Source organism: Kitasatospora sp. NPDC051914, assembly GCF_040680995.1.
GTDB lineage: Bacteria > Actinomycetota > Actinomycetes > Streptomycetales > Streptomycetaceae > Kitasatospora.
In genome coordinates this window covers 1-26,583 of sequence record NZ_JBFAXX010000007.1, presented here as the reverse complement: position 1 = coordinate 26,583, position 26,583 = coordinate 1, and the positions used below count along the sequence as shown (strand labels likewise).

General features: G+C 72.3%; 16 protein-coding genes. 7 read left to right on the top strand and 9 right to left on the bottom strand.

What is annotated here, in order from left to right; genetic code table 11:
• The first annotated feature begins 70 nt into the window (after nt 1–70).
• Nucleotides 71–1,501 carry an FAD-dependent monooxygenase gene (locus AB0M03_RS06795; protein ID WP_363489207.1) on the top strand — a complete coding sequence of 477 codons (1,431 nt, stop codon included), beginning with the start codon at nt 71–73 and terminating at the stop codon, nt 1,499–1,501.
• A 7-nt stretch (nt 1,502–1,508) separates the two neighbouring features.
• Here the strand turns inward: AB0M03_RS06795 and AB0M03_RS06790 are convergent, their stop codons facing one another.
• Both AB0M03_RS06790 and AB0M03_RS06785 read right to left on the bottom strand, forming a co-directional pair.
• Nucleotides 1,509–2,234 carry a hemerythrin domain-containing protein gene (locus tag AB0M03_RS06790; RefSeq protein WP_363489205.1) on the bottom strand — a complete coding sequence of 242 codons (726 nt, stop codon included), beginning with the start codon at nt 2,232–2,234 and terminating at the stop codon, nt 1,509–1,511.
• Nucleotides 2,235–2,565: 331 nt separating this feature from the next.
• Nucleotides 2,566–3,603 carry an alpha/beta hydrolase-fold protein gene (locus tag AB0M03_RS06785; RefSeq protein ID WP_363489203.1) on the bottom strand — a complete coding sequence of 346 codons (1,038 nt, stop codon included), beginning with the start codon at nt 3,601–3,603 and terminating at the stop codon, nt 2,566–2,568.
• Between the two features lie 359 nt (nt 3,604–3,962).
• Here AB0M03_RS06785 and AB0M03_RS06780 point away from each other — a divergent pair, with 359 nt between their 5' ends.
• Together AB0M03_RS06780 and AB0M03_RS06775 are read left to right on the top strand one after the other, a co-directional pair.
• On the top strand, nt 3,963–4,706 hold the full coding sequence (locus AB0M03_RS06780) for an SDR family oxidoreductase (protein ID WP_363489201.1): 744 nt from the start codon (nt 3,963–3,965) through the stop codon (nt 4,704–4,706).
• 254 nt (nt 4,707–4,960) lie between these two features.
• Nucleotides 4,961–6,349 (top strand): carbohydrate-binding protein, encoded by a 1,389-nt coding sequence (locus tag AB0M03_RS06775; RefSeq protein WP_363489199.1) that lies wholly within the window; start codon nt 4,961–4,963, stop codon nt 6,347–6,349.
• A gap of 75 nt (nt 6,350–6,424) precedes the next feature.
• Here the strand turns inward: AB0M03_RS06775 and AB0M03_RS06770 are convergent, their stop codons facing one another.
• Both AB0M03_RS06770 and AB0M03_RS06765 read right to left on the bottom strand, forming a co-directional pair.
• Nucleotides 6,425–6,655: a hypothetical protein gene (locus AB0M03_RS06770; protein WP_363489197.1), complete on the bottom strand. Its 231-nt coding sequence runs from the start codon at nt 6,653–6,655 to the stop codon at nt 6,425–6,427.
• Nucleotides 6,656–6,791: 136 nt separating this feature from the next.
• Nucleotides 6,792–8,831: a carbohydrate-binding module family 20 domain-containing protein gene (locus tag AB0M03_RS06765; protein ID WP_363489444.1), complete on the bottom strand. Its 2,040-nt coding sequence runs from the start codon at nt 8,829–8,831 to the stop codon at nt 6,792–6,794.
• Nucleotides 8,832–9,199: 368 nt separating this feature from the next.
• On the opposite strand from AB0M03_RS06765, the gene AB0M03_RS06760 reads away from it, so the two are divergent.
• Both AB0M03_RS06760 and AB0M03_RS06755 read left to right on the top strand, forming a co-directional pair.
• On the top strand, nt 9,200–9,709 hold the full coding sequence (locus AB0M03_RS06760) for a SigE family RNA polymerase sigma factor (RefSeq protein WP_363489195.1): 510 nt from the start codon (nt 9,200–9,202) through the stop codon (nt 9,707–9,709).
• A 38-nt stretch (nt 9,710–9,747) separates the two neighbouring features.
• A complete protein-coding gene (locus AB0M03_RS06755; protein ID WP_363489193.1) occupies nt 9,748–10,551 on the top strand; it encodes a hypothetical protein in 804 nt (267 codons plus the stop codon).
• 176 nt (nt 10,552–10,727) lie between these two features.
• Here the strand turns inward: AB0M03_RS06755 and AB0M03_RS06750 are convergent, their stop codons facing one another.
• The 4 genes from AB0M03_RS06750 to pulA form a co-directional block, all read right to left on the bottom strand.
• Nucleotides 10,728–11,066 (bottom strand): P-II family nitrogen regulator, encoded by a 339-nt coding sequence (locus AB0M03_RS06750; protein ID WP_030269157.1) that lies wholly within the window; start codon nt 11,064–11,066, stop codon nt 10,728–10,730.
• Nucleotides 11,063–12,382, bottom strand: coding sequence for an ammonium transporter (locus AB0M03_RS06745; RefSeq protein WP_363489191.1), 1,320 nt, complete (start codon nt 12,380–12,382; stop codon nt 11,063–11,065). The genes AB0M03_RS06750 and AB0M03_RS06745 overlap by 4 nt, the downstream gene beginning before the upstream one ends.
• Nucleotides 12,383–12,619: 237 nt before the next feature.
• Entirely contained in the window at nt 12,620–14,950 is a 2,331-nt protein-coding gene (locus AB0M03_RS06740; RefSeq protein WP_363489189.1) for a M4 family metallopeptidase, read from the bottom strand.
• A gap of 513 nt (nt 14,951–15,463) precedes the next feature.
• The gene (gene pulA / locus AB0M03_RS06735; protein WP_363489187.1) at nt 15,464–20,998 is read right to left on the bottom strand and encodes a pullulanase-type alpha-1,6-glucosidase; all 5,535 of its coding nucleotides are present in this window, start codon (nt 20,996–20,998) and stop codon (nt 15,464–15,466) included.
• A 494-nt stretch (nt 20,999–21,492) separates the two neighbouring features.
• On the opposite strand from pulA, the gene AB0M03_RS06730 reads away from it, so the two are divergent.
• Nucleotides 21,493–22,452, top strand: coding sequence for a phosphatase PAP2 family protein (locus AB0M03_RS06730; RefSeq protein ID WP_363489185.1), 960 nt, complete (start codon nt 21,493–21,495; stop codon nt 22,450–22,452).
• Between the two features lie 25 nt (nt 22,453–22,477).
• Here AB0M03_RS06730 and AB0M03_RS06725 read toward each other — a convergent pair whose 3' ends face one another.
• Nucleotides 22,478–25,501, bottom strand: coding sequence for a bifunctional [glutamine synthetase] adenylyltransferase/[glutamine synthetase]-adenylyl-L-tyrosine phosphorylase (locus AB0M03_RS06725; RefSeq protein ID WP_363489183.1), 3,024 nt, complete (start codon nt 25,499–25,501; stop codon nt 22,478–22,480).
• 159 nt (nt 25,502–25,660) lie between these two features.
• On the opposite strand from AB0M03_RS06725, the gene AB0M03_RS06720 reads away from it, so the two are divergent.
• On the top strand, nt 25,661–26,452 hold the full coding sequence (locus AB0M03_RS06720; RefSeq protein ID WP_363489181.1) for a beta-glucanase: 792 nt from the start codon (nt 25,661–25,663) through the stop codon (nt 26,450–26,452).
• Nucleotides 26,453–26,583: the final 131 nt, after the last annotated feature.

Genomic DNA, 26,583 nt, shown 5'->3' with positions numbered 1-26,583 from the left:
CCCTTGACAATTTAACACCGTTAAGGCGATGCTCTGACCACAGCCACTTAACAGCGTTAAGGAGACGGGGATGCACACCGAAGTCCTGATCGTCGGAGCCGGCCCGACCGGCCTCACCCTCGCCTGCGACCTGGCCCGCCGCGGTGTCCGGTTCCGCCTGCTGGAGCAGGCGCCCGGCCTCTTCCCGGGCTCCCGCGGCAAGGGCCTGCAGCCGCGCACCCAGGAGGTCTTCGACGACCTCGGGGTGATCGGCGCCGTCCACGCCTCCGGTTCCCCGTACCCGCTGATGCGCAACTGGCAGGGCGGCGAGCCCGGCCCGGAGTGGGACCTGATGGAGCGCCGGCCCGCCGAGGACGGCGCGCCCTACCCGGAGGTGTGGATGCTCCCCCAGTGGCGCACCCAGGAGATCCTCCACGCGCGGCTGCTGGAGCTGGGCGGCTCCGTCGAGTTCGGCACCGGCGTCCTCGCCGTCCGCCAGGACGCGCACGGCGTCGAGGTCGACACCACGGCCGGCACCGCCACCGCCGACTACCTGGTCGCCGCGGACGGCGGCCGCAGCACGGTGCGCCGCGCGGCGGGCATCCCGATGGCCGGCGAGACGGTCGACGAGAAGGCCGCGCTGGTCGCCGACGTCCGCATCGAGGGGCTGGCCCGCAGCCACTGGCACGTCTGGCAGCACGCCCCCGGCGGGGCGGCCCTGCTGTGCCCGATGCCCGGCGGCACCGAGGCGGACTTCCAGCTGTTCGCGCAGTACGAGGAGGGCGAGCCGGACACCTCGGCCGAGGCCGTGCGGCGGATCGTCGCCGAGCGCACCCACCTGTCCGGGGAGGCGGTGACCGAGGTCCGCTGGGCCTCCGGCTTCCGGCCGCGGGCCGCACTGGCCGACCGGTTCCGGGCCGGCCGGGTGTTCCTCGCCGGGGACGCGGCGCACGTGCACTCCCCCGCCGGCGGGCAGGGCCTCAACACCAGCGTCCAGGACGCCTACAACCTGGGCTGGAAGTTCGGCCGGGTGCTGCGCCACGGCGCTCCCGAGGCGCTGTTGGACAGCTACGAGCTGGAGCGGCTGCCGGTCGCGGCGGACGTGCTGGAGATGTCCACCTCGCTGCACCGGGCCGGCGCGGTCGGCGTCTCCGCCAAGCGCGGCCCGCACACCGAGCAGCTGGGCCTCGGCTACCGCGGCGGCCCGCTCGCCGAGGAGCGGCGCGACGGCCTCGCCGAGGACGACCTGCAGGCCGGCGACCGGGCCCCGGACGCGCGGTGCACCACCCCGGACGGCACCGGGCGGCTGTTCGACGTGCTGCGCGGCACGCACCTGACGCTGGTCGTGGCCGGCACCGCGCTGCCCGACCCGGCGGGGCTGCCCGCGGAGGTGCGGACGGCACGGGTCGCCGAGGGGTACGGCGAGGGCTACCTGCTCGTCCGGCCGGACGGCTACATCGGGCTGGCGACCGCGGACGCGGCCGACCTGGGCCCGTACCTGGCGACCCTGGGCGCCGCCTGACCGCCGGTCAGCGGTCCGGCCCCCACAGCTGCTCGGAGCAGCGGGCGTAGGTGGCGCGCCAGTGCGGCCAGTGGCGGGCGGTGGAGTCGTCGCAGTCGGCGAGGAGCCGGTCGATCTGGGCCTCGTCGACACCGTCCAGCAGCCAGACCAGGGCGTCCGAGGCGGCCGGGCCGTCGGCGGCGCGCAGCAGGTCGAGCAGCTCGGGCAGGGTGCCGATGCGCGACCCGGCCGGGAAGACGCCGGCCATCCGCGGCAGCAGCTGCCGCTCCTCGATCCGCAGGTGCGTCTCCAGCCGCGCGGCGAGCTCCTCCACCGCGTAGGCGACCGGCCAGGAGCTGGCCGGGTCGCGGGTGGCGATCCGCACCAGGGTGGTGACCCGGGTGAAGGAGTGGTCGAGGTTGTGGTGGTCGGCCTCCAGCCAGTTGAGCAGCAGCCGCAGCTCCGGGGCGAAGCGGCGCAGCAGCGGCCACAGCCGGGTGTCCTGCTGCTCGTGGTGGCAGGTGAGCATGGCGGTCATGAAGTCCCAGTGGCGCTGCAGGGCCTGGGCGGTCGTGTCGTCGCCGGGCTGCAGCAGGCGCAGGGCGTTGGGCAGCCGGGCGAGGTCGCGGCGCAGGGCGGCGTGCACGAGGCGAAGTCCGGCGAACGGGATGGGCTCGACCTCCGGCATCCGGCGCTCCGAGAGCGGCTGGGCGGGGATCTGGGGCGAGTCGACAGGGAGCAGGTGGCAGGACATGGCGCTCTCTTCGCGGCTGACTGGGGCTGGAACGGCTCCGGCACCGCGAGTGGTGCTCGGCCAGGGCTCCAGCGTGCGGAAAGCCCATCAGAGTCGAATCAATGACCGATTGACGCGCAGGTCAGCGGGGTGATCGGGACGTTCCGAACGATCCGGTCGATCGCCGCGGGCCCGGGCGCCGGGGTGCCCGGCGCCCGCTCGGGGCGCGCTGCGGCTGGAACGGGCGCGGGCCGGCGGGCTGCGCCCGCCGCCGGAATGGAGTATCCCGCTCCGCGGGGCCCCGCGGGGGCGAACTCGCCGAATTCGTACACGCGGGACCCCGGGCGGCGCGTCAGTCGGCCTGCGGGCCCGCCAGGTTCTTGCTCAGCCACATCAGGGTGTCCGGGATCATCTTCTTGAAGTCCGAGGTGAGGTGCTTGCCGCCGGGCTGCTCGTAGTACTCGACGGTCAGCGGCGGCACCGCCTTCTTCACCCACGCCTTGACCAGCCCGGTCTCGTACGCGTTGGCGCCGCCGGCGGTGGCGAGCATCCGGACGTCCGCCTTGCCCTTGGCGACCAGCTCGCCGGGGCTGTTGGCGAGCCGCTCCTGCTCGTGGCCCTTCCACAGCGGGGAATCGGGGTTGAAGTAGCCGTCGATCGGCACCGCGGCCTTGAAGACGTCGGGGCGCTGCAGGGCGAGCTTGGCGCTGCAGAACGCGCCGGTGGAGGCGCCCATCAGGCCCCAGCCGTCCCGGCCCTTGACGGTGCGGAAGTTGGCGCGGACGAAGTCCGGGAGGTCCTCGGCCATCCAGGTGCCCATCTTCGGCTGCCCGGGGATGTCGGAGCACTCCAGCGCCTTGGACTCGCTGGAGTTCAGGTTCTGCACCGGCATGATCAGGATGAACGGGTGCGCCTTGCCCGCCTTGGACAGCTCGGCGTCGATCTTCTGGATCGGCAGCTGGTTGTCCGTCCAGGTGTTGTAGCCGGCGCTCTGGCCGCCCGCGTAGAGGGTGAGCACCGGGAAGCCGTGGTGCGCGTAGGCGGGGTCGTCGTACTGCGGCGGCAGCCAGACCCAGACCTTGCCGCTGACCCCGGACTTGGGGCCGTTCAGGGTGGTCATCATGATCGGCCCGGCCTCGGTGTCGCGGACCTTCTTCAGGTCGGCGGCCGGCCCGGTGGGCATCAGCACCTTCTTGGGCCTGGGCGGCGGCGTGGGGCTCGCCGGGGCGCCGGAGGCGGCCGCGGGCTTGGCCCCGTCCTGGGAGTTCGTCGTCTCCGCGGTGCTCCCGCAGGCGGACAGGGCGGCGGCGAGGGCCGCCGCTGCGCCGGCCGCCACGAGGGTACGGGTACGGACGGCCCGGCTGCGGGCGCGGGTGGTCTGCGGGTGCACGATCGATCTCTCCGACGGTGTGACGCCCCGGGGCGGCCGGGCGGGCGCCCCGGGCGGGGCCTGTCCGGGGCGCGGCGCGACGGCCCCGGGCACCCCGGGACGGCACGGCCGCCCGGGTGGGAGGCGTCCGTGCCGTCCGTGATCCTATGACGCCGACCTGCGCGGACCCGGTTGCGACAGGACGGGCAACCGGCCGTTCGGCGGGGTGCGCCCCCGCCGGACGGCGGGGTTCGGGAGGTTGCACCAGCCGGGCGGCGGCCGGACGGGCGGCGTGTTGGACGCCGCCACGAGTGACACCGCCCGGACGGCGGCGCGATCATCGGGGGACCGCCCGGACGCCGAACCGAGGGAGCCCCGCCGTGCCGCAGCAGATCGCCGTCGTGACCGGGGCCGGCAGCGGGATCGGCCGGGCCGTCGCGCTGGAGCTCGCCGCCGCCGGCTGGCGGACCGTGCTCGCCGGGCGGCGGGCCGGGCCGCTGCGGGAGACCGCCGCGCTGGCCGGCGGCGGGGCGGTGGCCGTGCCCACCGACGTCACCGACCCGGCCGCGGTGGACGCGCTGTTCGCCGAGACCGCCGAGCGCTTCGGCCGGCTGGACCTGCTGTTCAACAACGCCGGCACATTCGGCGCGCCCACCCCCGTCGAGGACCTCGCCGTGGAGGACTGGCGGGCCGTCGTCGACCTCAACCTCACCGGCGCCTTCCTGTGCGCGCAGGCCGCCTTCCGACAGATGAAGGCGCAGCGCCCGCAGGGCGGCCGGATCGTCAACAACGGCTCGATCTCCGCGCACGTGCCCCGCCCGCAGTCGATCGCGTACACGGCGACCAAGCACGCCGTCACCGGGCTGACCCGCTCGCTGTCGCTGGACGGGCGCCCCTACCGGATCGCCTGCGGCCAGATCGACATCGGCAACGCCGCCACCGACATGACCGCCGCGATGACCGCCGGCGTCCGGCAGGCCGACGGCAGGATCGCGCCCGAGCCCACCATGGACGCCGCGGACGTCGCGCGCACCGTTCGACACATGGCGGAGCTGCCGCTGGAGGCGAACGTCCAGTTCGCCACCGTGATGGCCACCGCGATGCCGTACATCGGGCGCGGCTGAAACCCGCTGTTCCGGGCGGAGGTTCTGCCGGATGCGGCTTGTGACCGGGCGTCGGCCCTGTCCGTGATGAGAGCGCTCTCGATCGGAGGGTGGCGGCCGAACCCGCGACTGTCAAGGCATTGCGTACGAGTCATGAAGGATAACCCTGCCTTAAGGTCTGATCCGCCTTCAGTCGTTGACACCAACTGCCGCCTTCGGTACCACATTCGAGAGCGCTCTCACTCCCTTGGCTACCACCCCCACGAGAGGCACCCATGCGGCTCAGACCACGCATACGGCACGTCCTCACCGCAGCCGGGCTGCTCGGCCTGCTGGCCACCGGCCTGGCCGGCACCATGAGCGCCGAGGCCAGCGTCCCCCCGGCTCCCTCCGGCTGGACCCAGGTCTTCGCGGACGACTTCAACGGCCCGGCCGGGTCGGGCGTCAACACCGCCGACTGGCGCTACACCACCGGCACCTCGTACCCCGGCGGCCCCGCCGGCTTCGGCACCGGCGAGATCGAGACGATGACCGCCAGCACCGCCAACGTCTCCCTCGACGGCAACGGCAACCTGCGGATCACCCCGCTGCGGGACGCGGCGGGCAACTGGACCTCCGGCCGGATCGAGACCAACCGGGCCGACTTCCAGCCCCCGGCCGGAGGCAAGCTGCGCATCGAGTCCCGGCTGCAGATGCCCAACGTCACCGGCGCCGCCGCCAAGGGCTACTGGCCGGCGTTCTGGGCGCTCGGCGAGCCGTTCCGCGGCAACTGGTGGAACTGGCCGGGCATCGGCGAGATCGACATCATGGAGAACGTCCAGGGCCTCAACAACGTGTGGGCCACCCTGCACTGCGGCACCAGCCCGGGCGGCCCGTGCAACGAGACCACCGGCATCGGCGGCCAGAGCGCCTGCACGCCCACCTGCCAGAGCGGCTTCCACACCTACGCGGTCGAATGGGACCGCTCCACCAGCCCGCAGCAGCTGCGCTGGTACCTCGACGGCGTGCAGTTCCACACCGTCAACTCCAACCAGGTGGACGCGACGACCTGGAACAACGCCACCAACCACGGCTTCTTCGTCATCCTCAACGTGGCCATGGGCGGCGGCTTCCCCGGCGCCTTCGGCGGCGGCCCCGACGGCGGCACCGTCTCCGGCGTGCCGATGGTGGTCGACTACGTGAGCGTCTGGCGGTCGGGCGGGTCGAGCACCCCGACGCCCACCCCGACGCCCACGCCCACCACCCCGCCGCCCGGCAACCGGGACGCCTACAGCCCGATCCAGGCCGAGTCCTTCAACAGCCAGTCCGGCATCGCCACCGAGACCTGCAGCGAGGGCGGCCAGGACATCGGCTGGCTGGCCAACGGCGACTGGGCCCAGTACAAGGGCGTCAACTTCGGCTCCAGCCCGGCCACCCAGTTCCTCGCCCGGGTCGCCTCCGGCGCCGGCGGCGGGGTCAGCGGCCTGGTGGAGGTCCGCCTCGACAGCCGCAGCAACGCCCCGATCGGCTCCTTCGCGATCGGCGACACCGGCGGCTGGCAGAACTGGCGGACGGTACCGGCCAACATCTCCGCGGTGACCGGCACCCACGACGTCTACCTGACCTTCACCAGCGGACAGCCGGCCGACTTCGTGAACGTCAACTGGTTCGACTTCGGCCACTGACACCCCCGCGGCCGCGCCGCTGCACCCCCGGCAGGGCGGCGGCGCGGCCGTGCCGTCCGCCGGCCGGGGTCGGCCTCACTCGTCGTGGGAGTGCCGGTAGCACGGGTGGGGGCCGCCGGTGTCGAGGCGGTAAACGCTGGTGGTGGGCCAGTACTCGCCGGCCTCGGGGACCGGGAGGTCGGCGCGCAGCACCATGCGCAGGAAGGGAGGGGGCGCGAAGGCGTGGACGCGCTTCAGGTGGCCGTCCCAGCGGCCGCCGCAGAGCTCGGTCTCCAGGATCGTGAATGTGGTGGGGGTTCTGGTCACCCCGGCGATGCTGGCAGCCGGGCGGGGCGGTGAGCGTCGGCTCCGCCGGTACTCCACTCCTTCGGGGGGTTTCGTCCCGGCAACCGTGACGGCCGCCGCACCGTGGGTGCGGCGGCCGTCCGGGTGGGGCGGGTGGCTAGCTGCGGAAGGTGTCGTTCAGGGTGACCAGGCCGCTCGCCGGGACGGTGGCCGTCCGGTTGGCGCCGCTCTCCCAGGTGACGTTCCCGCTCGCGTCCTTGCGGATGTACTTGTACTCGAAGGCGGTGCCGGCGGCCATCGCGACGTCCAGCTTCCAGACCGGGTAGGCCGCCGAGGAGAGCAGCAGGGCGGAGCCGGTGTTCCAGTTGCCGAGGGCCGCGTTGTTGCCGACCACGTAGATGCTCTGGCCGGTCACGGTGGTGGCGTTGACCGCGAACGACGCCCCGATGGTGCTGGAGGTCGGGGTCGCCGTCGGGGTGGCGGTGGCGCACGGGTCGCCGGTGCCGACCACGCCGTCCTTGACGGTGACGTTGCCGGTGCCGAGCGCGTAGTTGGCGCTGTTGTTGTTGTCCCAGGTGCCGGAGCCGTTGTTGAAGGTCGCGGTGAGGCCGGTGGCGCTGCCCGGGCTCGCGGTGTACTTGACCCAGCCGGTGCAGGCCGCGGTCATCGCGACGCCGGGGACGGTGGTCCAGGTGCCACCGGTGGGTGCGTAGTGCAGGTAGTAGGCGGACCAGTTCTTGTTGGTGGAGTAGAAGACGGTGGTGCTGTTGCTGCCGGTGGGCGTGGCGGTCGGGGTGGAGGTGGGCTGGCCGCCCGCGCCGACGTAGACGGCGACGGCGTCGCCGGCACCGATCGTGGCGGTGAACCTGCCGTCCGAGCCGACGGTGTAGCTGGTGCCGCTGCAGCCGCCGGAGACCGGGTCGCCGTGCTGGACGTCGCAGTAGGTGCCGGCGGGCAGCGAGGTCTGGAAGGTCTGGGTGATCGGGCCGGACTCGCGGTTGATCGCGACGAAGCCCTTGTCGCCGCGGCCGAAGGCGATCGCGTTGTTGCCGTTGGACCACCAGTTGGTCATCGCGGTGCCGGAGACGGCGTTGCGGAAGCCGACCATGTTGGCGACCTGGCGCCAGGCGTGGGTGCAGTTCCAGCCGTCGCTGTAGCAGGCGTTGACCGTGCCGCCGTTCGGCGGGCCGGCGTCGTGGTCGGTGAAGGCGTAGCCGGAGTAGACGTTCGGCGAGCCGTACGGGTGGGCCAGCATGAAGACGTTGGCCAGCGTGTAGGCGGAGCCGTACTTGTAGGTGAGGGTCGAGCCGTTGCGCTCGGTGTCCCAGTTGTCGACGAAGGTGCGGGCCTGGTTGCTCGCGAGCAGGCCGTTGCCCCAGGTGGAGAGGTCGGAGATCTTCCCGCCGTTGAAGGCGCTCTTCAGCCAGGTGCCGGAGCGGAACTCGTCGACGTCGCCGAGGCCGGTGTACTCGGAGGGCTGGACGGGCTCGCCGGCGCCGTAGATGACCTCGGTCACCCAGTAGGCGTTGGGATTGCTCATCTTGGCCTTGATGCCGGCCAGGTCGGAGGCGGCCATGTGCTTGGCTGCGTCGATCCGGAAGCCGTCCACGCCGAGGGTGAGCAGGTCGCTGAGGTAGTTGGCGATGGTCTGCTGGACGTACGCGGCGCCGGTGTTGAGGTCTGAGAGGTTGACCAGTTCGCAGTTCTGCACGTTGGAGCGGTCGCCGTAGTTGCTGATCGCCTGGCGGCAGGAGTGGAAGTCCTGGTCCTGGTAGTAACCCGGGTAGTTGTACTTGGTGTAGTTGGTGCCGCCGGTGCCCGTCCCGGAACCGGCCGACATGTGGTTGATCACCGAGTCGGCGATCACCTTGACGCCCGCGGCGTGGCAGGTGCTCACCATGGACTGGAAAGCGGTGCGGTCGCCGAGCCGGCCGGCGATCTTGTAGCTGACCGGCTGGTAGGAGGTCCACCACTGGGAGCCCTGGATGTGCTCCTGGGGCGGCGAGACCTCGACGAAGCCGTAGCCCTTGGGGCCGAGCGTGTCGGTGCAGGCCTTGGCGACGGAGTCGAACTTCCACTCGAAGAGGGTGGCGGTGACGTCCTTGGTGCTGGGCGGGGTGGCCTCGGCGGTGGGGGCGATCGAGAGCCCGGCACCGATCGAGAGGGCCAGGGCGGCGGACGCGGTGAGTGCGCCGATCGCGCGGCCGCGACGGCCTGCGCTGACGGTGGTGACCACGGTGTCTCCTGGGGCTGGGTGGGGGTGAGCCAGGACCGCCCGCGGCGCAGGGGTGGCGGGCGGTGGAGCACGAGTGGGTGCGCGACCGCGATACGCCGTCTTCGCGCAACCCGCCGCTTATGTTTTCTGCAAGACCATTGAAACTTGCAGGAAACTTTCAGCGCGCCGAACTTACGGCGGGCGTGAACAGAGCGTCAAGACCGTGGAAGGCAACGAATCGGACTCGCCGGTAACATCGCCGGACTCCACTGATACCTCATCTGCACCCCGGCGCGTCTATGAGGGGGACGACAACCACACCGACCACGCACACACGGGGGAACGACGGCATGCAAAGAGCTCTCGACTTCGAGGAGTTCGCGAGCACCCGCACGCGAAGGCTCTTCCAGGTCGCGTACCTCATGTGCGGCGACTGGCACCAGGCCCAGGACCTCGTCCAGACCGCGCTCGCCAAGATGTTCTCGGTCTGGCCCCGGCTGCAGCGGCGCGAGGACGAGGCCGGGCTCGACGCCTACGCCCGCACCGTGCTGCTGCGCAGCTACCTCTCGCAGCGCCGGCTCAAGCGCTCCACCGAGGTGGTGCTCGCCGACCTGCCGGACAACCCGCAGCCCGCCGGCCACGGCAGCGACCTGCGCCTCACCCTCACCGCCGCGCTCGGCCAGCTGCCGCCGCGCAACCGGGCGGTGGTGGTCCTGCGGTACCTGGAGGACCACAGCATCGAGGCGGTCGCCGACATGATGGGCATCTCCGCAGGCGCGGTGAAGAGCCTCAACACCCGGTCCCTGGCCCGGCTGCGGGACATCCTCGGCGACGACCGCGAACTCCTCTTCCGGCTCTGACTCCTGCCCGTCCCCTCACTGCCCCCGGAGCACCCACCATGGACATCGAAGCCGATCTCAGCAGGCTTCTCGGCGCAGGCGCCGACCAGCTCAACATCCCCGTGCAGACCATCGTCGCCGAGGCGACCGTCCGCGGCCGCCGGCTGCGCCGGCGCCGCCGGATCACCAGGGCCGTCGGCGCGGCCGCCGCGGTGGTCCTGATCACCGGCGGGGTGGCCGCGTTCGACCCCGACACCTTCAACCGCTCCCAGGCGCCCGCGGCGAGCACGGCGAGCCCCACGGCGTTGTCCGTCCTCGGCCCGACCGACCCCCCGGTGAACGGCAAGGTCGCCACCACCGGGGCCGGGCTGCTCGGAATCCTCGCCGAGCTGCTGCCCGACTCGACCCGGTTCACCTCGTTCACCGGCAGCGGCTTCCAGGACCGGTCCGCCACGATGCGGGTCGACGTGGACTTCGGCGACCACCTGCCCAGCACCGTCACCGTGGAGCTCAGGAAGGACTGGGTGAAGGACGTCTGCCCGGTGGGCGACAGCCCGCAGGCGCACGCCTGCACGGACATCCCCGTCGGGGAGCTGCACCAGGAGTCGTTCCCGGGCAACGCGCTCCCCCACAGTTACCGGTTCCTGTTCAAGCGGAAGGACGGCTCGGCCGTCGAGCTGGCCGTCTACAGCGGGCAGCTCCGCCCCGCCCACTACGACAAGCCCATCACCCAGACCCGGCAGGAACCGCCGCAGACGCCGAAGTTCTGGGGCGACGTCGCCAAGTCCCCGCTGTGGAGCCTGCGGATCCCGGTCGACACCGCCAGGGACGGCGCCAACCGGGCCTCCGCCATCCAGGAGTGAGCGCCGGGCCGGGCCCGGGCCGTCGGGTCAGGAGGGCCCGGAGGCGAGCGGGCGACCCCCGCCCCGAGCCAAAGGGCCCGCCGGCGCCGAAAGCGAGGAGCGCGGGAGCGCAGCGACGGAGCGACGAGTGTCGGCGTCGGGTCGGGAGGGCCCGGAGGCGAGCGGGCGACAGCGGGTCAGACCGCGTCCGGCCCGCGCTCGCCGGTGCGGACGCGGACGATGCCGTCGACCGGCACGCACCAGACCTTGCCGTCGCCGATCTTCCCGGTGCGGGCCGCGGCGACGATGGTGTCCATCACGTCCTCGGCGTCCTCGTCCTCGACGACGACCTCGATCCGCACCTTGGGCACCAGGTCGATCCGGTACTCGGCGCCGCGGTAGACCTCGGTGTGGCCGTGCTGGCGCCCGTAGCCGCTCGCCTCGGTGACGGTGAGCCCGTGCACCCCGCGCTCCTGCAGCGCGGTCTTGACCTCGTCCAGCTTGAACGGCTTGACGACGGCGGTGATCAGCTTCATGCGGTGGCGGCCTTGTCGGACGGGTGCTGTGCCAGCACGGTGGCGTGGGCCGTCGTGCCGTGGCCCAGGACGCCGTGATCGTACGCCGTCTCGGCGTGCACGGCGAGGTCCAGGCCGGTCAGTTCGTGCTCGGCCGGGGCCCGGAGGCCCATGAGGCGGTCGATCGCCTTGCCGATGCCGTAGGTGGCGCCGAAGGCGTAGGCGCCCACCACCAGCACCGCGAGCAGCTGCTTGCCGATCAGGGTGAGGCCGCCGTGCAGCAGTCCGACCGGGCCGCCGGTCATCACCGCGGAGGCGAACACGCCGATCAGCACCGTGCCGATCACGCCGGCCACCAGGTGGACGCCCACCACGTCCAGCGAGTCGTCGTAGCCGAAACGGAACTTCCAGCTCACCGCGTACGAGCAGACCACGCCGGCCGCCAGGCCGATCGCCAGCGCGCCCAGCAGGTCGACGCTGCCGCAGGAGGGGGTGATCGCGACCAGGCCCGCCACCGCGCCGGAGGCCGCTCCGAGCGTGGTGGCGTGGCCGTCCCGGCGCTTCTCCACCAGCAGCCAGCCCAGCAGGCCGGTGCAGCCGGCCGCCTGGGTGTTGAGCAGGACGGCCGCGGCGGTGCCGTTGGCGCCGAGCGCGGAGCCCGCGTTGAAACCGAACCAGCCGAACCAGAGCAGGCCGGCGCCGAGCAGCACCAGCGGCAGGTTGTGCGGCCGCATGGCCTCCTTGCGGAAGCCCAGGCGGGGACCGAGCAGCAGGGCCAGGGCGAGGCCGCTGGCGCCGGAGTTGACCTCGACCACGATGCCGCCCGCGTAGTCCAGCGCGCCGAGCTTCGCCAGCACCCAGCCGTCGGGCGAGAACACCCAGTGCGCCACCGGCACGTACACCAGGAGGGTCCAGGCGGCGGTGAACGCCACCCACGCCCCGAACCGGGTGCGGTCGGCGACCGCGCCGCTGATCAGCGCCGCGGTGATGATCGCGAAGGTGAGCTGGAAGGTCGCGAAGAGCAGGGTCGGCACGTGACCGGTGAGGCTCGCCGGGGTGATCCCCGCCATGCCGAGGTGGTCCAGGCCGCCGATCAGGCCCCAGCCGCCGGCGTCCGGGCCGAAGGCGAGCGAGTAGCCGGCCACCAGCCAGACCACGGTGACCACCGCGATGGAGACGAAGCTCATCATGATCATGTTGAGCACGCTCTTGGTGCGGACCATGCCGCCGTAGAACAGCGCCAGGCCCGGGGTCATCAGCAGGACGAGCGCGGTGCTGGCCAGCAGCCAGGCGGTGTCGCCGGTGTCGAGGCCGGCCGTGGAGTCAGCGAGCAGCATGCGGAACCTTCCCGTGGGTGCGCCGGCGGGTGGTGGGGGCGCACCGATCGGGAGAGTGTGTCCGGGCCGTATTACCCGCCGCGGACGGCGGTGTTTCCGCGGTGTTTCGTGTTGCGCCGGGATTTCCGGAGTCTCACAGTGCGGGCAGCCGCCGGGGGAATCCGCAGGGCCGGCGGGGCATGCGCGGGGGCCCGGCCGCACAGTGCGGCCGGGCCCCTGCGGGCTACCGGTTCAGGCTCAGCTGGTCTGGATCGAGGTGTCGTCGATCACGAAGCTGGTCTGCAGCGAGGAGTCCTCCACGCCGGTGAACTTGAGGGTGACCGACTGGCCGGCGTAGGCCGACAGGTCGATCGTCTTCTGGCTGTAGCCGGTCGCCTTGTTGAGGTTCGAGTACGAGGCGACGGTGGTGCCGTTGACCGTCACGGTCAGCTTGTCGTACTGGGTGGAGGTGGTGGTCTCCGCCGTGTCGATGTGCAGCCAGTAGCTCAGGGTCGCCTTGCAGCCGGCCGGGATGGTCACCGTCTGGGAGAGGGTGTCCGTGTGGCTGGAGCCGTAGCCGTTCAGCCAGGCCTTCCAGGAGCCGCTGTGCGAGGCCTGGGAGGCGGAATTGTCGATCACACCGCTGGAGGCCGTCCAGGTGGTGTTGCCGGACTCGAAGCCGGCGTTGCCGAGCAGCTGCGCCGGGGTGCAGGTGCCGCCGCCGCCGGAGTTGACCGTCCAGGTGAAGCTGGTGGTGCCGGTCTTGTTGGCGGCGTCCTTGGCGGTCACGGTCACGTTGTAGGTGCCCGCGGTGGTGGCGGTGCCGGTGATCAGGCCGCCGGAGCTGATCGAGAGGCCGGTCGGCAGGCCGGTGGCGGTGAAGGTCAGCGGGGCGGTGCCGCCGCTGGCCTGGATCTGCAGGTTGGCGGTGCCGTTGAGGGCGGTGGTCTGGTTGCCCGGGTTGGTCACGGTGACCGTGCCGCTGGGCAGCGAGCCGACGTTGACGGCGGCCCAGGCGGTGGCGACCGCGTTGTACTCGGCGCTGCCGTTGCCGTACAGGTCGGTGGCGGCGTTGAGGGTGGCCGTGCGGGCGGCCGCGTAGTTGGTGGTCGAGGTCATGTAGACGCTCAGCGCCCGGTACCAGATCTTCGCGGCCTTGTCGCGGCCGATGCCGGTGACCGCGATGTTGTTGTACGTCGGCGAGTTGTAGCTGACGCCGTTGATCACCTTCGCGCCGCTGCCCTCGGCCAGCAGGTAGAAGAAGTGGTTGGCGACGCCGGACGAGTAGTGGACGTCCTTGTTGCCGACGGTGGAGGACCAGTAGTCGGCGGAGTTGCCGTCCTTGGACGGCTTGTCCATGTAGCGCAGCGGCGTGCCGTTGCCGTTGATGTCGATGAGCTCGCCGATGAGGTAGTCGGGGTTGTCCGACGGGATGTTGGCGTAGAACTCGACCATGCTGCCGAAGATGTCGGAGGTGGCCTCGTTGAGGCCGCCGGACTCGCCGGAGTAGTTGAGGTTGGCCGTGTTCGAGGTGACGCCGTGGCTCATCTCGTGGCCGGCCACGTCCAGCTCGGTCAGCGGGTGGGTGTTGCTCGCACCGTCGCCGTACGTCATGCAGAAGCAGTCGTCGTCCCAGAACGCGTTCACGTAGTTGTTGCCGTAGTGCACGCGGCTGTAGGCGCCGACGCCGTCGCCCTTGATGCCGCTGCGGCCGTGGACGTTCTTGAAGTAGTCCCAGGTGGACGCGACGCCGAAGTGGGCGTCGACCGCGGCGGACTCCGAGTTGGAGGCCGAGCCGTTGCCCCAGGTGTCGGTCGACTTGGTGTAGAGGGTGCCGGTGCCGGACGTCCCGTGGTTCAGGTTGGTGGTGTAGCCGTTGCCGCGGCCGGCGTCCTTCATCTGGTACGTCGAACCCGACAGCGTGGTACCGATGGTGACGTTGCCGACGAAGACGCCGGTGCCGGTGCCGGTCTTGATGCCCTCGAACTTGTGGATGACGCTGCCGCTGGTGGCGTCGGTGACGACGTGCATCCGGCTCGGGGTGCCGTCCGACTCGGTGCCGGAGACGACCGTCTCCCAGGCGAGGCGCGGCGAGCCGTCGGCGGCCCAGACGACCAGGCGCGGGGCGGTGTCGAGGGCGGAACCCGACTCGGCGGCCAGCGCGGCGGCCTGGGCCTTCGGGGCGGCCAGCTTCGGCGTGGTGGCGATGCCGGTCAGGGCGGCCTGGCTGGCCTTGTCCACGCTCTTGGTCGCGCCGGCCGCGTTCTGGTGCACGACCAGGTCGCCGCCGAGGACGGGGAGTCCGGCGTAGGTGCGCTCGTAGCGCAGGTGCCGGCTGCCGTCGGCGTCCACCACGGCGTCCTTGACGACGAGCTTCTCCTGCGAGCCGAGGCCCAGCGTCTGGGCGACGGCGGCGCTGCGCTGGCCGGCGTCGGAGAGCAGCTGGGCGCGGTTCAGGGCCGCCTGCGGGGCCACGGCCGAGGGCGCGGCCGGCGCGGCGTTCGCCACGACCGGGATGCCGGACACCAGCAGAGCGGTGGTGGCCGCCAGCGCGGCCATACTCACCCGGGCAGGGGTGTAGCGGGACATGCGGACTCCTTTTCCGACCGGTCGCGGGGTCACGAACGGTGGAGAGAACCTGGGCCGCGGGGTTGCGGCGCAGCGGGGGCCCGGCCGGTGGGTGCGCGGCACGGGTGCGGTGCAAGTGGGGGCCGTGCAGGTGTTGCGGAGGCGCTTTACATGTCGTTGGTGCGGCCGCACCGGGGGGTTGGGGTCCAGCCCGCTTGCGGCCGGAGGAATCGTGGCAGCAAACGACCGGTGAGTGACAGATGCATGCCACCAAGATGGCAGGGAAACGCCAACGGGCGTTAACGCCTGACGGGAAGTCGCCTCGATCGACTCGGCGGACGTCCGCCGCGCCCGCGGCCGGCTGACAGCCGGTCTCATTGGCCCCGACCGGCCCGGTGGCCGGGCCGGTGGGTGTGCGAACCCGCCGTCCGGTGCCGGCACCGGTGCGCCATCCCGCCTCCGTAGGGCGGTTTTCGGCCAATGCGGAAGGGGCCCCGCATGGCCGCGGAGCCCCTTCTGCCTACGGACGTTCCGTCAGTTCTGGACGAACACCGCCACGGTCCGGGCGGGCACCGTGAAGGTGCCGGTGGCCGGGTCGAAGGCGGAGTTCTTGACCACCGCGTCGGCGCCGGCCGCCTGCACCCGGTGCAGCGCCTGGCCGGTGCCCTTGAGGGCGGCCAGGGTCTGCCGCTGGGTGGTGGGCGTGGCGTTGAAGACCACGGTGATGCCCTTCTCGGCGCCGCGCAGGCCGGTGCCGTCCAGGTGCATGGTGATCACGCCGGGCGCCTCCCCTGCGGTGCCGGAGAGCGGGAAGGACAGCCGCTTCTGCACCTCCGCGGCGGTGCTCAGCGAGAACAGCGGCGAGGACTGCCGGATCCGCAGGAACTGCTGGTACATCGAGGCCGACGCGTTGATCTCGTTGCAGCCGACGGCCAGCTTCGGGTCGGCGAGCAGCGACTTGGCGGTCGGCCACATCGAGCGGTTGTCGGCCGCCATCGGCAGGCCGCGGCCCCAGCCGTTGCCCTGGGTGCAGTCCCAGTGGATGGAGTTGAACCAGTCGCCGGAGTCGTAGGAGTTGGCGTCCAGCGACTTGGAGCGCATCAGGTCGCTGCCGGCCTGGATGAAGCCGGGGCCCTGGCTGAGCGCGGTGAGCGACAGGCCGAGCGCCTGCATCCGGGCCCGGTCGGCCGGGGAGGTGCCGACGGGCAGCTTGTAGGCGAGCGCGTCGAACAGGTCGGCGTTGTCGTGCGCGTCCAGGTACTCGACCGCCTCGCCGGGCTGGGCGGCGTACCCGGTGGGGGCACCGTTGTAGTCGACGGCCTTGCCGGTGACGGTCTTTCCGGCGGTGTCGGTGAAGGAGTAGCCGGCCAGGTTGCCGGTGAGGCCGACCTTCACCTGGTCCATCTGGTGCAGCAGGCGGGCCTTCTGCTCGGCCGCGGTGCCGTTGTCCGCCGAGCCGTTGGGGTCGGTGAACAGGCCGGAGGCGAAGCCCTGCTGTGGCGCCGAGGAGAGCATGTAGTTGCCGCCGCGGGCGGCGTCGCGGATGCGGTCGTTGAAGGTGGCGATGCCGGTGCCGGCCATGTTGGTCTGGGTGGCCTGGACGAACCGGGCGTCGTTGGCGACCACGCCGAAGTTCCAGCCCTCGCCGTACAGGAAGACGCTCGATCCGTCGACGCCGTCCTTCTGCTTGGTGAGGCCGCGCAGCGCCGACTGCACGTCGAGCATGGTGGACTTCGGGTCGAGGCCCATCAGGTCGAAGCGGAAACCGTCGACGCGGTACTGCCGCGCCCAGGTGACCACGGAGTCGACGACCAGCTTGTTCATCATGGCGTGCTCGGGCGCGGTGTCCGCGCAGCAGCTGTCCGTGGTGACCTTGCCGGCGTCGCTGAGCCGCTGGTAGTAGCCGGGGACGATCTTGTCGAGCACGGAGTGCTCGGCCTGTCCGGCGGCCGCGGTGTGGTTGTAGACCACGTCGAGGACGACCCGCAGGCCGGCGTCGTGCATCGCCTGCACCATCTCGCGGAACTGCACGGTGCGGGCGGTGCCATTGGGGTCGGTGGCGTACGAGCCCTCGGGCACGGTGTAGTGCAGCGGGTCGTAGCCCCAGTTGTAGGCGTCCTCGGCCTGGACGGCGGCGACGCACTCCTGCTGCTGCTCGCTGTCGGCGGCGAGCGAGGCGAGGTCGCAGGCGGGCAGCTTCTGGTCGGCCCGGTTCTCGCGGATGGTGGCGATGTCGAAGGTCGGCAGCAGGTGGACGGTGGTGACACCGGCCTTGGCGAGGTCGCGCAGGTGCTGCATGCCGGCCGACTTGGACCGGGTGAACGCCAGGTAGGTGCCGCGCTCGGCGGCCGGCACGGTGGTGTCGGCGCTGGAGAAGTCGCGGACGTGCAGCTCCTGGATCTGCTGCTTGGCGGCCGGGATGCCCGCCGGGCTGCGGTGCTGGTCCCAGCCCTTGGGCTTGGTCCGCTGCGAGCCGAGGTCGGCGACCAGGCTCCGCCTGGAGTCGGTGGAGAGCGCGACCGAGTACGGGTCGGTGACGGTGTTGGTCACCACCTGCTGGACGCTGGGCGCCCAGACCTCGACCTTGTAGGTGTAGTACTTGCCGTCCAGGTCCTCGTGGTCGCGGGTGAGCGACCAGACGCCGGTGGCCTCGTCCCGCTTGAGCGGCACGTTCTCGGGGCTGCCGCCGGTGGCCTTGTCGTACAGGTCGACGGAGACCTCGGTGGCGGTCGGCGCCCAGAGCGACAGGGTGACCTTCCGGTTGTCGTCACCGAACCAGCCCTCCTCCTTGCGGCCGCTGTAGACCGGACCGAGCTGGGCCTTGGCGGCCTTCGCGGCGTACAGGTCGTCGAGGGCGCCGGGTATCTGGACGCCGGTGGCGGCCAGGGCGGCGCCGTTCGGCAGGTGCTCGCTGAAGATCAGCTGGCTGCGCAGGGCGTCGGTGATCCGGCCCGCGTCGCGGCTGTCGACGGTGAAGGCGCGGTAGCCGGCCAGGTGCGGGTAGGCGGCCTTCTGGGCGTCGGTGAGGGCGCCTGGGGTGAGCCGGATCCAGCGGCCGGGCTTGGTGAGCACGCCCTTGTCGACGGCGATGCCGCCGGCCGGGTCGTAGATCAGCTGGGCGCTGGTGCCGCCCTTGAGCGCGGCGTCGCCGGCGCCGTAGTTGGCGGGCACCACGACGGTCTTCGCGTCGATCCACTGGGCGCGCGAGGAGGAGAGGTCGAGCTGGGAGGAGGCGCCGGAGGCCTGCGGCAGCAGGTAGCCCTCCTGGCCGCCGATGATCCAGACCTCGCGGCCGCTGGAGGCGAAGTTCAGCGACTGGTCCTGCGGGAGGTCCTTGTCGTTGCCGTTGTGGACGATGTAGCTGAGGCTGGTCGCACCCTCGGCGAGCGGCACCTCGAAGACCGCGCCGAAGGCGTCCTTGCGGGCCGGCATCAGCGGGTTGCCCCAGTCGGTGGGGGTGGCGGCGCCCGTCCAGTCGTGCAGGCCCCAGCCGTCGTACTTGCCGTCCGCGCGGTGGTAGTGGATGACCGCGGTGTTCTCCTTCACCGGCACCGCCGGGTCCGGGTTGGCGGTGCGGACGGTCGGGTCGCCCTCCTTGATCCACACCTCGCCGGTGGTGCCGAGGTCGATGTGGCGGTCGGCGTCGACGTCCTTGGTGCCGTTGTTCTCCACCACGAAGCCGACGTCGGAGGCGCCGGTCTTCAGCTTCACGTAGGCGAAGGCGCCGTAGGCGTCACGGCCGACGAAGCCGTGCCCGTCCGGCCAGGTGGTGGCCTCGCCGTCGGCGATGTCGCCCCAGGCGTAGAGGTTCCAGCCGTCGTAGTCGCCGTTCTTGCGCTGGTAGTGGACGACGGCGTACGGGCGGGAGGTGGCGCTCGGGGCCTGCTGCGGCACCGGGGCGCCGGTGGTGAAGGAGCCGGTGGCGGAGGCGAGCGTGCCGGCCGAGTCCTGGACGACGGCCTTGTAGCGGACGACGGTGCCGGGGGCGGCGGAGGAGACGTCCTGGGTGACCTTGAAGGAGCCGTTGTCGGCGGTGCCGAGGACCTGCCAGGGGCCGTTGCCGACCTGCGCGGCGAAGGTCACCCGGTTGAAGCCGGTGCCGGGCACCTGGGCGCCGACGGTGACCGTGCCGGAGGAGCCGTCCGCGGGCGCCTGCAGGGTGATCTGCGGGCCGGCGGCGGGCTTGGCCAGCTTGCCGGACGCCTTGTACACCACCGAGGACATCGGCGGCACGGTCACGGTGAGCTTGCGGTCGGCACCGGTGGTGGTCTTGGCACCGGCGGCCGGGTAGACCGGCCGGAAGTCCATGCCGGCGGAGTAGGTGTCCAGGGCGACGGTCTTCGGCTCGGCCGCGTTGTTCACCGCGACCAGGTACTCGACCTGCTGCTTGGCGTCGATCCGGGAGAAGGCGTACACGCCGGGGCCGTCGGCGGCGTACCGCTCGACCTGGGCTCCGTCGGCGAGCGCCGGGTGGGCCTCGCGCAGCGAGGCGAGGTCGGAGATGCCCTCGTACAGCGCGCCGTGCTTGCCGTAGCGGTCGGCGGAGCCCTTGCTGCCGCCGATGACGTTGTCCGCGTTGTAGGAGGCCGTCTTGGACGCGAACATGTCCTGCCGGGCGTCCTTGTCGCCGCCCGCGCCGGTGAAGCCCTGCTCGTCGCCGTAGTAGACGACCGGCTGGCCCCGGGTGAGGAACTGCAGCTCGTTGGCGAGCAGGTCCTTCTTGAGCAGCAGCTCCTGGCTCGCGCCCGGGTTGTCGCTCTGCAGGAAGCTGCCGAAGCGGCCCATGTCGTGGTTGCCGAGGAAGGTCGGCAGCTCGTAGGCGTCGGTGGCGCCGGTGGTGTAGCGGTAGTCCTGCGCGTACAGCTCGGCGAGGGACTTGGCGGAGCCGTTCTGCGAGACGAACCGGCGGGCCGCGTCCTGGAAGGCGAAGTCCAGGGTGGCCTGCAGCTTGCCCTTGGTGACGTACGGGGCGGTGACGGACGGGTCGGCGGAGTACACCTCGCCGAACATGAAGAAGTCCTTGTTGCCGCGCTGCGCGGCGAACTGCTTGAGCGCGGGCGCCCAGTTCTGCCAGAACGCCATGTTGACGTGCTTGACGGTGTCGATCCGGAAGCCGTCCACGCCGGCCTCGGCGACCCAGGTCTGGTAGATCTTCTTGAAGCCCTCGACGACCTTGGGGTTCTGGGTGTCCAGGTCGTCCAGCCCGGAGAAGTCGCCCTCGGTGGAGGACTCGCCGACGAAGGTCGAGTTGCCGCGGTTGTGGTACAGCGACGGGTCGTTCAGCCAGGACGGGGTCTTCGCGTTCGCGTCGGCCGGCGAGCGCAGCACCGGGCTGTACGGGAACGAGTCCTTGGTGATCTTCGGCCAGGCGGTGCCGGCGTCGGCGACGGCGGTCTCGTCGACCGGGTTGCCGTCCGCGTCCAGGGTCGGGTAGGCGCCGGCGGAGCGGTAGTCGTAGCTGTGCTCGGCGAAGTCGATGACGTCGGCGGTGTGGTTGGTGATGACGTCGAAGAAGACCTTGATGCCCTTGTCGTGCGCCTTGCGGATCAGCTCCTTGAGCTGGTCGTTGGTGCCGAAGTGCGGGTCGACCTGGGTGAAGTCGGTGATCCAGTAGCCGTGGTAGCCGGCGGAGGCGTCCGCGCCGGCGCCCTGCACGGGCTTGTTCTTGAAGATCGGCGCCATCCAGATGGCGGTGGTGCCGAGGTCCTCGATGTAGTCGAGCTTGTCGATCAGGCCCTGGAGGTCGCCACCGTGGTAGAAGCCCTTGTCCGCGGGGTCGAAGCCGTTGTCGAGGCGACCGCCGGTGACGCCGCCGTTGTCGTTGGCGGTGTTTCCGTTGGCGAAGCGGTCGGGAAGGACGAAGTAGAACTGCTCCTTCGTCAGGTCGTGCCGGGCCGCGGTGGCGGCCAGCGCGGCGTCCGACGGCGGGGCGGGAGGGGCGGCGGCCGCGGCGAGCGGCGCGGAACCCAGGGTGGCGGAGATCAGGGACGCGGCCAGCAGGACGGCTGCTCGGCGGGGTCTGCGGTACGGGGTGGTGCTCCGAGAACGGCGGGGCTGCACATCGGCCACAGCGGGCTCCCTTGGGGCGGCTCGTTCGTCATTGAGTTGAGGTGGCGTGGACGGTAGCGCGCTGCAAGATGTTTCAGCAAGATGCTGAAAATGTTGCAACCAACCTCTTGACCGAACCGTTGCCGAGGCCGCAGAGTCATAGGCGTGCCCGGGCATGACCGCCGGAAGCCGGGCACGACGCGCGGAGCCGCAAGAAGCGGCGCGCCCCGCGCGGGGAGACGGTTGCCCGTCGGGTCCGGAGAAACCGGTCCGGAACCCTGACAGAGCCCGACGGGCCTCTCTTCCTCAACCCGCCTCCGGGCGCGAGGGGGCTGCTCGCGAGGGGGACTCCCGGTGCACCCCGGGGTCGACCCCCGTGTTGAGCGCAGGCAACAATGGATTGCATGCGTCCCCCCAGGCTCACTCCCCCTCCATCCGCAGGGGGACAGCCGGTGAAGAATCCCCGACCAGAGGATGAGCGGACGGCCACGGGACGTCTGGCAGACTTCTCGTCCATGGGGGAACCGACCGATATCCAGACAGCCGACGCCGACCGCGCCGGCGCGGTGTCCAGCGGTTCCGTCCCGGGCGAGGCCACCGACAGGAGCCCGCTGCCGGACGGAGCCACCAGCGCCGCCCGTACGCGCTCCGCCGCGCTCCGCGGCCGCGTCAACGCCCAGCGGCGCACCCCGGCCCGGCCCCGGCTCTGGTTCGAGCTGGCGCTGATCGGCATCAGCTACTGGCTGTACTCGCTCGTGCGCAACGCCGTCCCCGAGCAGGCGACCATCGCCCAGAAGCACGCGGACTGGATCTGGCGCTTCGAGCGCACCCTCGGCGTCGGCATAGAGAGGGCGGTCAACCACACGGTCGACCGGGCCGAGTGGCTGATCGTCGGTATGAACTACTACTACGCGACCCTGCACTTCATCGTCACGATCGGCGTGCTGGTCTGGCTGTACCGCAGACATCCCGGCCGCTACGCGGCCACCCGAACCGTCCTCTTCGTGACCACCGGCATCGCCCTGGTGGGCTTCTACTGCTTCCCGCTGGCCCCGCCCCGGCTGATGACGGGCGGCGGCTTCATCGACACCGTCGCCCTCCACAACACCTGGGGCTCGATGGCCTCCGGCCCGGCGGCGCACGTCTCCAACCAGTACGCGGCGATGCCGTCCATGCACATCGGCTGGTCGCTCTGGTGCGGTCTGACGATCTTCTTCCTGGCCCGGCGGACATGGGTGCGGGTGCTCGGCCTGGTCTATCCGGTGGCGACCCTGGTCGTGATCATCTCCACCGCCAACCACTTCTGGATGGACGCCGTCGGCGGCATCGCCTGCCTCGCGGTCGGCTTCCTGGCCGCCCGGCTGCTGTACCACGTCTGGGTGTACCAGCTGCCCAGGGTGCCGGGCGGGCCGAGCGAGCGCCCGGTCACCGTCCCGGTGGACTGGACGACGCCGGTCACCGCCGGCCGCCGCTGACCGCGGCGGCCCGCCGCCGGGCCCGTCACGGCCCGTAGAACAGCCGCTCCACCACCGCCCGCGCCCGGCGGGTCGTCCGCCGGTAGTCGTCCACCAGCTCCCCGCTGTGGCCGACCCCGTACCCCAGGTAACGGGCCACGCCGGACAGCTCGCGGGCGTCGCCGGGGAAGCTGTCGCCGGGCCGGCCGCGCACCAGCATCACGGCGCTGCGCACCCGCGAGGCCAGCACCCAGGCGGCGTCCAGCACCATCGCGTCCTCGTGCGACAGCAGCCCGGCCCGGGCGGCCTCCGCGAGGGCCTTGCGGGTGCGGGTGGTGCGCAGCCCGGGCAGCTCGTGGCCGTGCTGGAGCTGGTAGAGCTGCACCACCCATTCGACGTCGGCCAGGCCGCCGCGGCCGATCTTGGTGTGGGTGGTGGGGTCGGCGCCGCGCGGCAGCCGTTCGGACTCGATCCTGGCCTTGATCCGGCGGATCTCGGTGAGGTCCCGCTCGGGCACGCCGCCGCCCGGGTAGCGCAGCGGGTCGATCAGCGCCCGGAACCGCTCCCCCAGGCCCGGGTCGCCGGCGACCGGCTCGGCGCGCAGCAGTGCCTGGCTCTCCCACACGTGCGACCAACGCCGGTAGTAGGCGGCGTACGAGCCGAGGGTGCGCACCAGCGGGCCGTTGCGGCCCTCCGGGCGGAGGTCGGCGTCGACCAGCAGCGGCGGCTCGGTGGAGGGGGCGGCGAGCAGGGTCCGCAGTTCGTGGCAGACCGCGTGGGCGGCCTTGGCGGCGTCCTCCTCGAGCGCCTCCAGGACGGGTTCGTGGACGAGCAGGACGTCGGCGTCGGAGCCGTAGCCGAGCTCGTGGCCGCCGAAACGGCCCATGGCGATCACCGCGAGCCGGGTCGGCAGTTCTCCGTTGCGGGCCTCCCAGCCGGCGATGCAGGCGCGCAGGGCGCCCTGGAGGGTGGCCGCGTTGAGGGCGGTGAGGGCCTCGCCGGCGGCGTCGACCGCCTCCGCCGGGTCCTCGCCGAAACGGCCGAGCACGTCGGCGGCGGCGGTGCGGAACAGCTCGCGGCGGCGGACGGAGCGGGCGGCCGCGACGCCGGCCGGGGCTCCCCCGGCCCGGCCGACCGCGGCCAGGATCTCCTGTTCGAGGGCGGCCCGGCCGCGCGGTACCAGGCCCTGCGGGTCACCGAGCATGGCGACCGCCTCGGGCGCGCGCAGCAGCAGGTCGGGGGCGAGCCGGCCGGCGGAGAGCACCCGGGCGAGCTGCTCGGCGGCGGCGCCCTCGTCGCGCAGCAGGCGCAGGTACCAGGGGGTGCGGCCGAGGGCGTCGGAGACCTGCCGGAAGTTGAGCAGCCCGGCGTCCGGGTCGGCGGAGTCGGCGAACCAGCCGAGCAGCACCGGCAGCAGGGTGCGCTGGATGGCGGCCTTGCGGCTGACGCCGGCGGCCAGCGCGGTCAGGTGGCGCAGCGCGGCGGCCGGGTCGGCGTAGCCGAGTGCCTCCAGCCGCGCCTTGGCGGCCTCCGGGCGCAGGCCGGCGGCGCCGGCGGGCAGCTCGGCGACGGCGTCCAGCAGCGGGCGGTAGAACAGCCGCTCGTGCAGTCGGCGGACCTCGACGGCGTGCCGCTTCCACTCGCGCTGGAGTGCGGCCACCGGGTCGGCCCGGGTGTCGTCGTTGATCAGGGCGGCGAGGGAGCGGGCGAGCCTGCGCTGGTCGTCCTCGCCGGTGGGCATCAGGTGGGTGCGGCGCAGCCGGTGCAGCTGGATGCGGTGCTCGAGCGAGCGCAGGAAGCGGTAGGCGGTGTCGAGGGAGGCGGCGTCGGCGCGGCCGACGTAGCCGCCGGCGCTGAGCGCCTGCAGGGCCTGCAGGGTGTTGCCGCTGCGCAGGGCGGGGTCGGTGCGGCCGTGCACCAGCTGGAGCAGCTGGACGGAGAACTCGACGTCGCGCAGCCCGCCCGGGCCGAGCTTGAGCTGCCGGTCGAGTTCGGTGGCGGGGATGGCGTCGACGACGCGGCGGCGCATCTGCTGCACGTCGGCGACGAAGTTCTCGCGGGCGGCGGCCTGCCAGACCAGCGGGGAGATGGCGTCGGTGTAGGCGGCGCCGAGTTCGGTGTCGCCGGCGACCGGCCGGGCCTTGAGCAGCGCCTGGAACTCCCAGGTCTTGGCCCAGCGCTGGTAGTAGGCGAGGTGGCTGGCCAGGGTGCGCACCAGCGGCCCGTTGCGGCCCTCCGGACGCAGGTTGGCGTCGACCGGCCAGATGACGCCCTCGCCGGTGGTGTCGGAGCAGACCCGCATCAGCCGGGCGGCGAGCCGGGTGGCGGCCTGGAGGGCGCGGTGCTCGTCGGTGCCCTCCCGGGCCTCGGCGACGAAGACCACGTCCACGTCGGAGACGTAGTTGAGTTCGCCGCCGCCGCACTTGCCCATGCCGATGACGGCGAGCCGGCAGGCGGCCGCGGCGTCCGGGTCCTCGGCGGAGGCGATGTCCAGGGCGGTCTGCAGGGTGGCGCCGGCCAGGTCGGCGAGTTCGGCGGAGGTCTGCGGGAGGTCGGTGGTGCCGGTGAGGTCGCGGGCGGCGATGGCGAGCAGGCAGCGGCGGTAGGCGGTGCGCAGGACGTCGGGGCGGCGGAACGGTTCGGCGGCCCAGACGCGTTCGGTCAGGGCGTGGCGGAACTCGGCCTGGCCGGGGTGGATGTCGTGCGTCTCGAAGGTGACCAGGGCGTGCCAGTCCTCCGGGTGGCGGGCCAGGTGATCGCCGAGGGCGGCGGAGGCGCCGAGGACGCCGAGCAGGCGGTCGCGCAGCGGCTTGGAGGTGGTGAGGGTGTCGCGCAGGGTGTGCCGTTCGGGCTCGTCGAGGGCGTCCAGCAGCCGGGACAGTCCGAGCAGGGCCAGGTCCGGGTCGGCGGTGGCGCCGAGCGCGTCCAGCAGCAGCGGGTCCTCGGCGAGCCCGTGCAGCGCCGGTTCGGCGAGGCGCCGGACCGCGGCGTCCGGGTCCGCGAATCCGCGCCGGACCAGCCGGACCTCCAGGCGGCTCGTCCGGCCGCCGGTCCGCTCCTCCACTGCCATGGCCCCTCCGGTACGGCGCTTCGAGCATCCGAACATGCAGTCCCTACGAGCCTACGGTCAGCGCGACACGATAGCCCGCACGGGCCAGTCGGGATGAGGATCTCGGGCAGCGGCCCCATGGTGGGAGCACCGGCGGTCCCGCCACGATCGGAGAGCTCGATGTTCCTGCGCCTGCTGACCTCGGCCGCGCTGCTGTGCTCGGTGGCTGCGGCACCTGCAGCCGCCGCGGAGCGGTCCCCGACCACCGTGCTGGACGAGACCTTCCGCAGGCTGGACCTCGGTCCGGGCCGCACCTGGGGCTGGCAGAGCGCCGCGCACTCGCAGTGCATCACCAATCCCGGCCAGTACAAGCTGGACCACCTCACCACGACGGCGCTCAGCACGGCCTCCGGGCACCTGACGATCACCGCCACGCGGCGGGCCGACGGGCAGTGGAACACCGGGCTGCTGACCACCGGGGACTCCTGCGACTCGGGCGGCGCCGGTGCGCAGATCCGCACCGGCGGCCTGCTGATGACCCACGTCCGGCTGCCCGCCGCGGGCTCCGGCACCTGGCCGGCGCTGTGGACGTGGCGGGACGGCCACAACGAGCTGGACGTCTTCGAGTGGCACGCCGACAATCCGAGCACCATCGAGTTCGCCAACCACGTCCTGTCGCCCGGCTCGGGCGCGCTGTACTCGGGGCCGGAGATCGGTGCGGGTCGCTGGCTCTGGGTGGGTGCACGGTTCGGCGCCGACAGCGTGGCCTGGTACGTCGGCACCGATCTGGGCCACCTGGTCCGCGCGTACGAGGACGACCTGGGCGTCGGCAAGGGCTTCGCCGCGTACCCGATCCTCAACCTGTCGGTGGACGACGGGAACTTCCACACCCCGCCGCAGGACTCCCGCCCCGCGACGATGGAGGTCGACCGGCTGGTCGTGATGCAGCCGGCCCCGGACTGGCTGCCGTAGCCGGACCGGCTGTCCTGTCCGCCCGCGGCCACCCGCCGGGGGGGGCGGGGGCGCGGGGGGGGCGGGGGGGGCGGGCCGGGGGGGGCGGGCGCGGGGGGGCCCCGGCTGGTGGGGGGCCCGCCCCGGGAGCG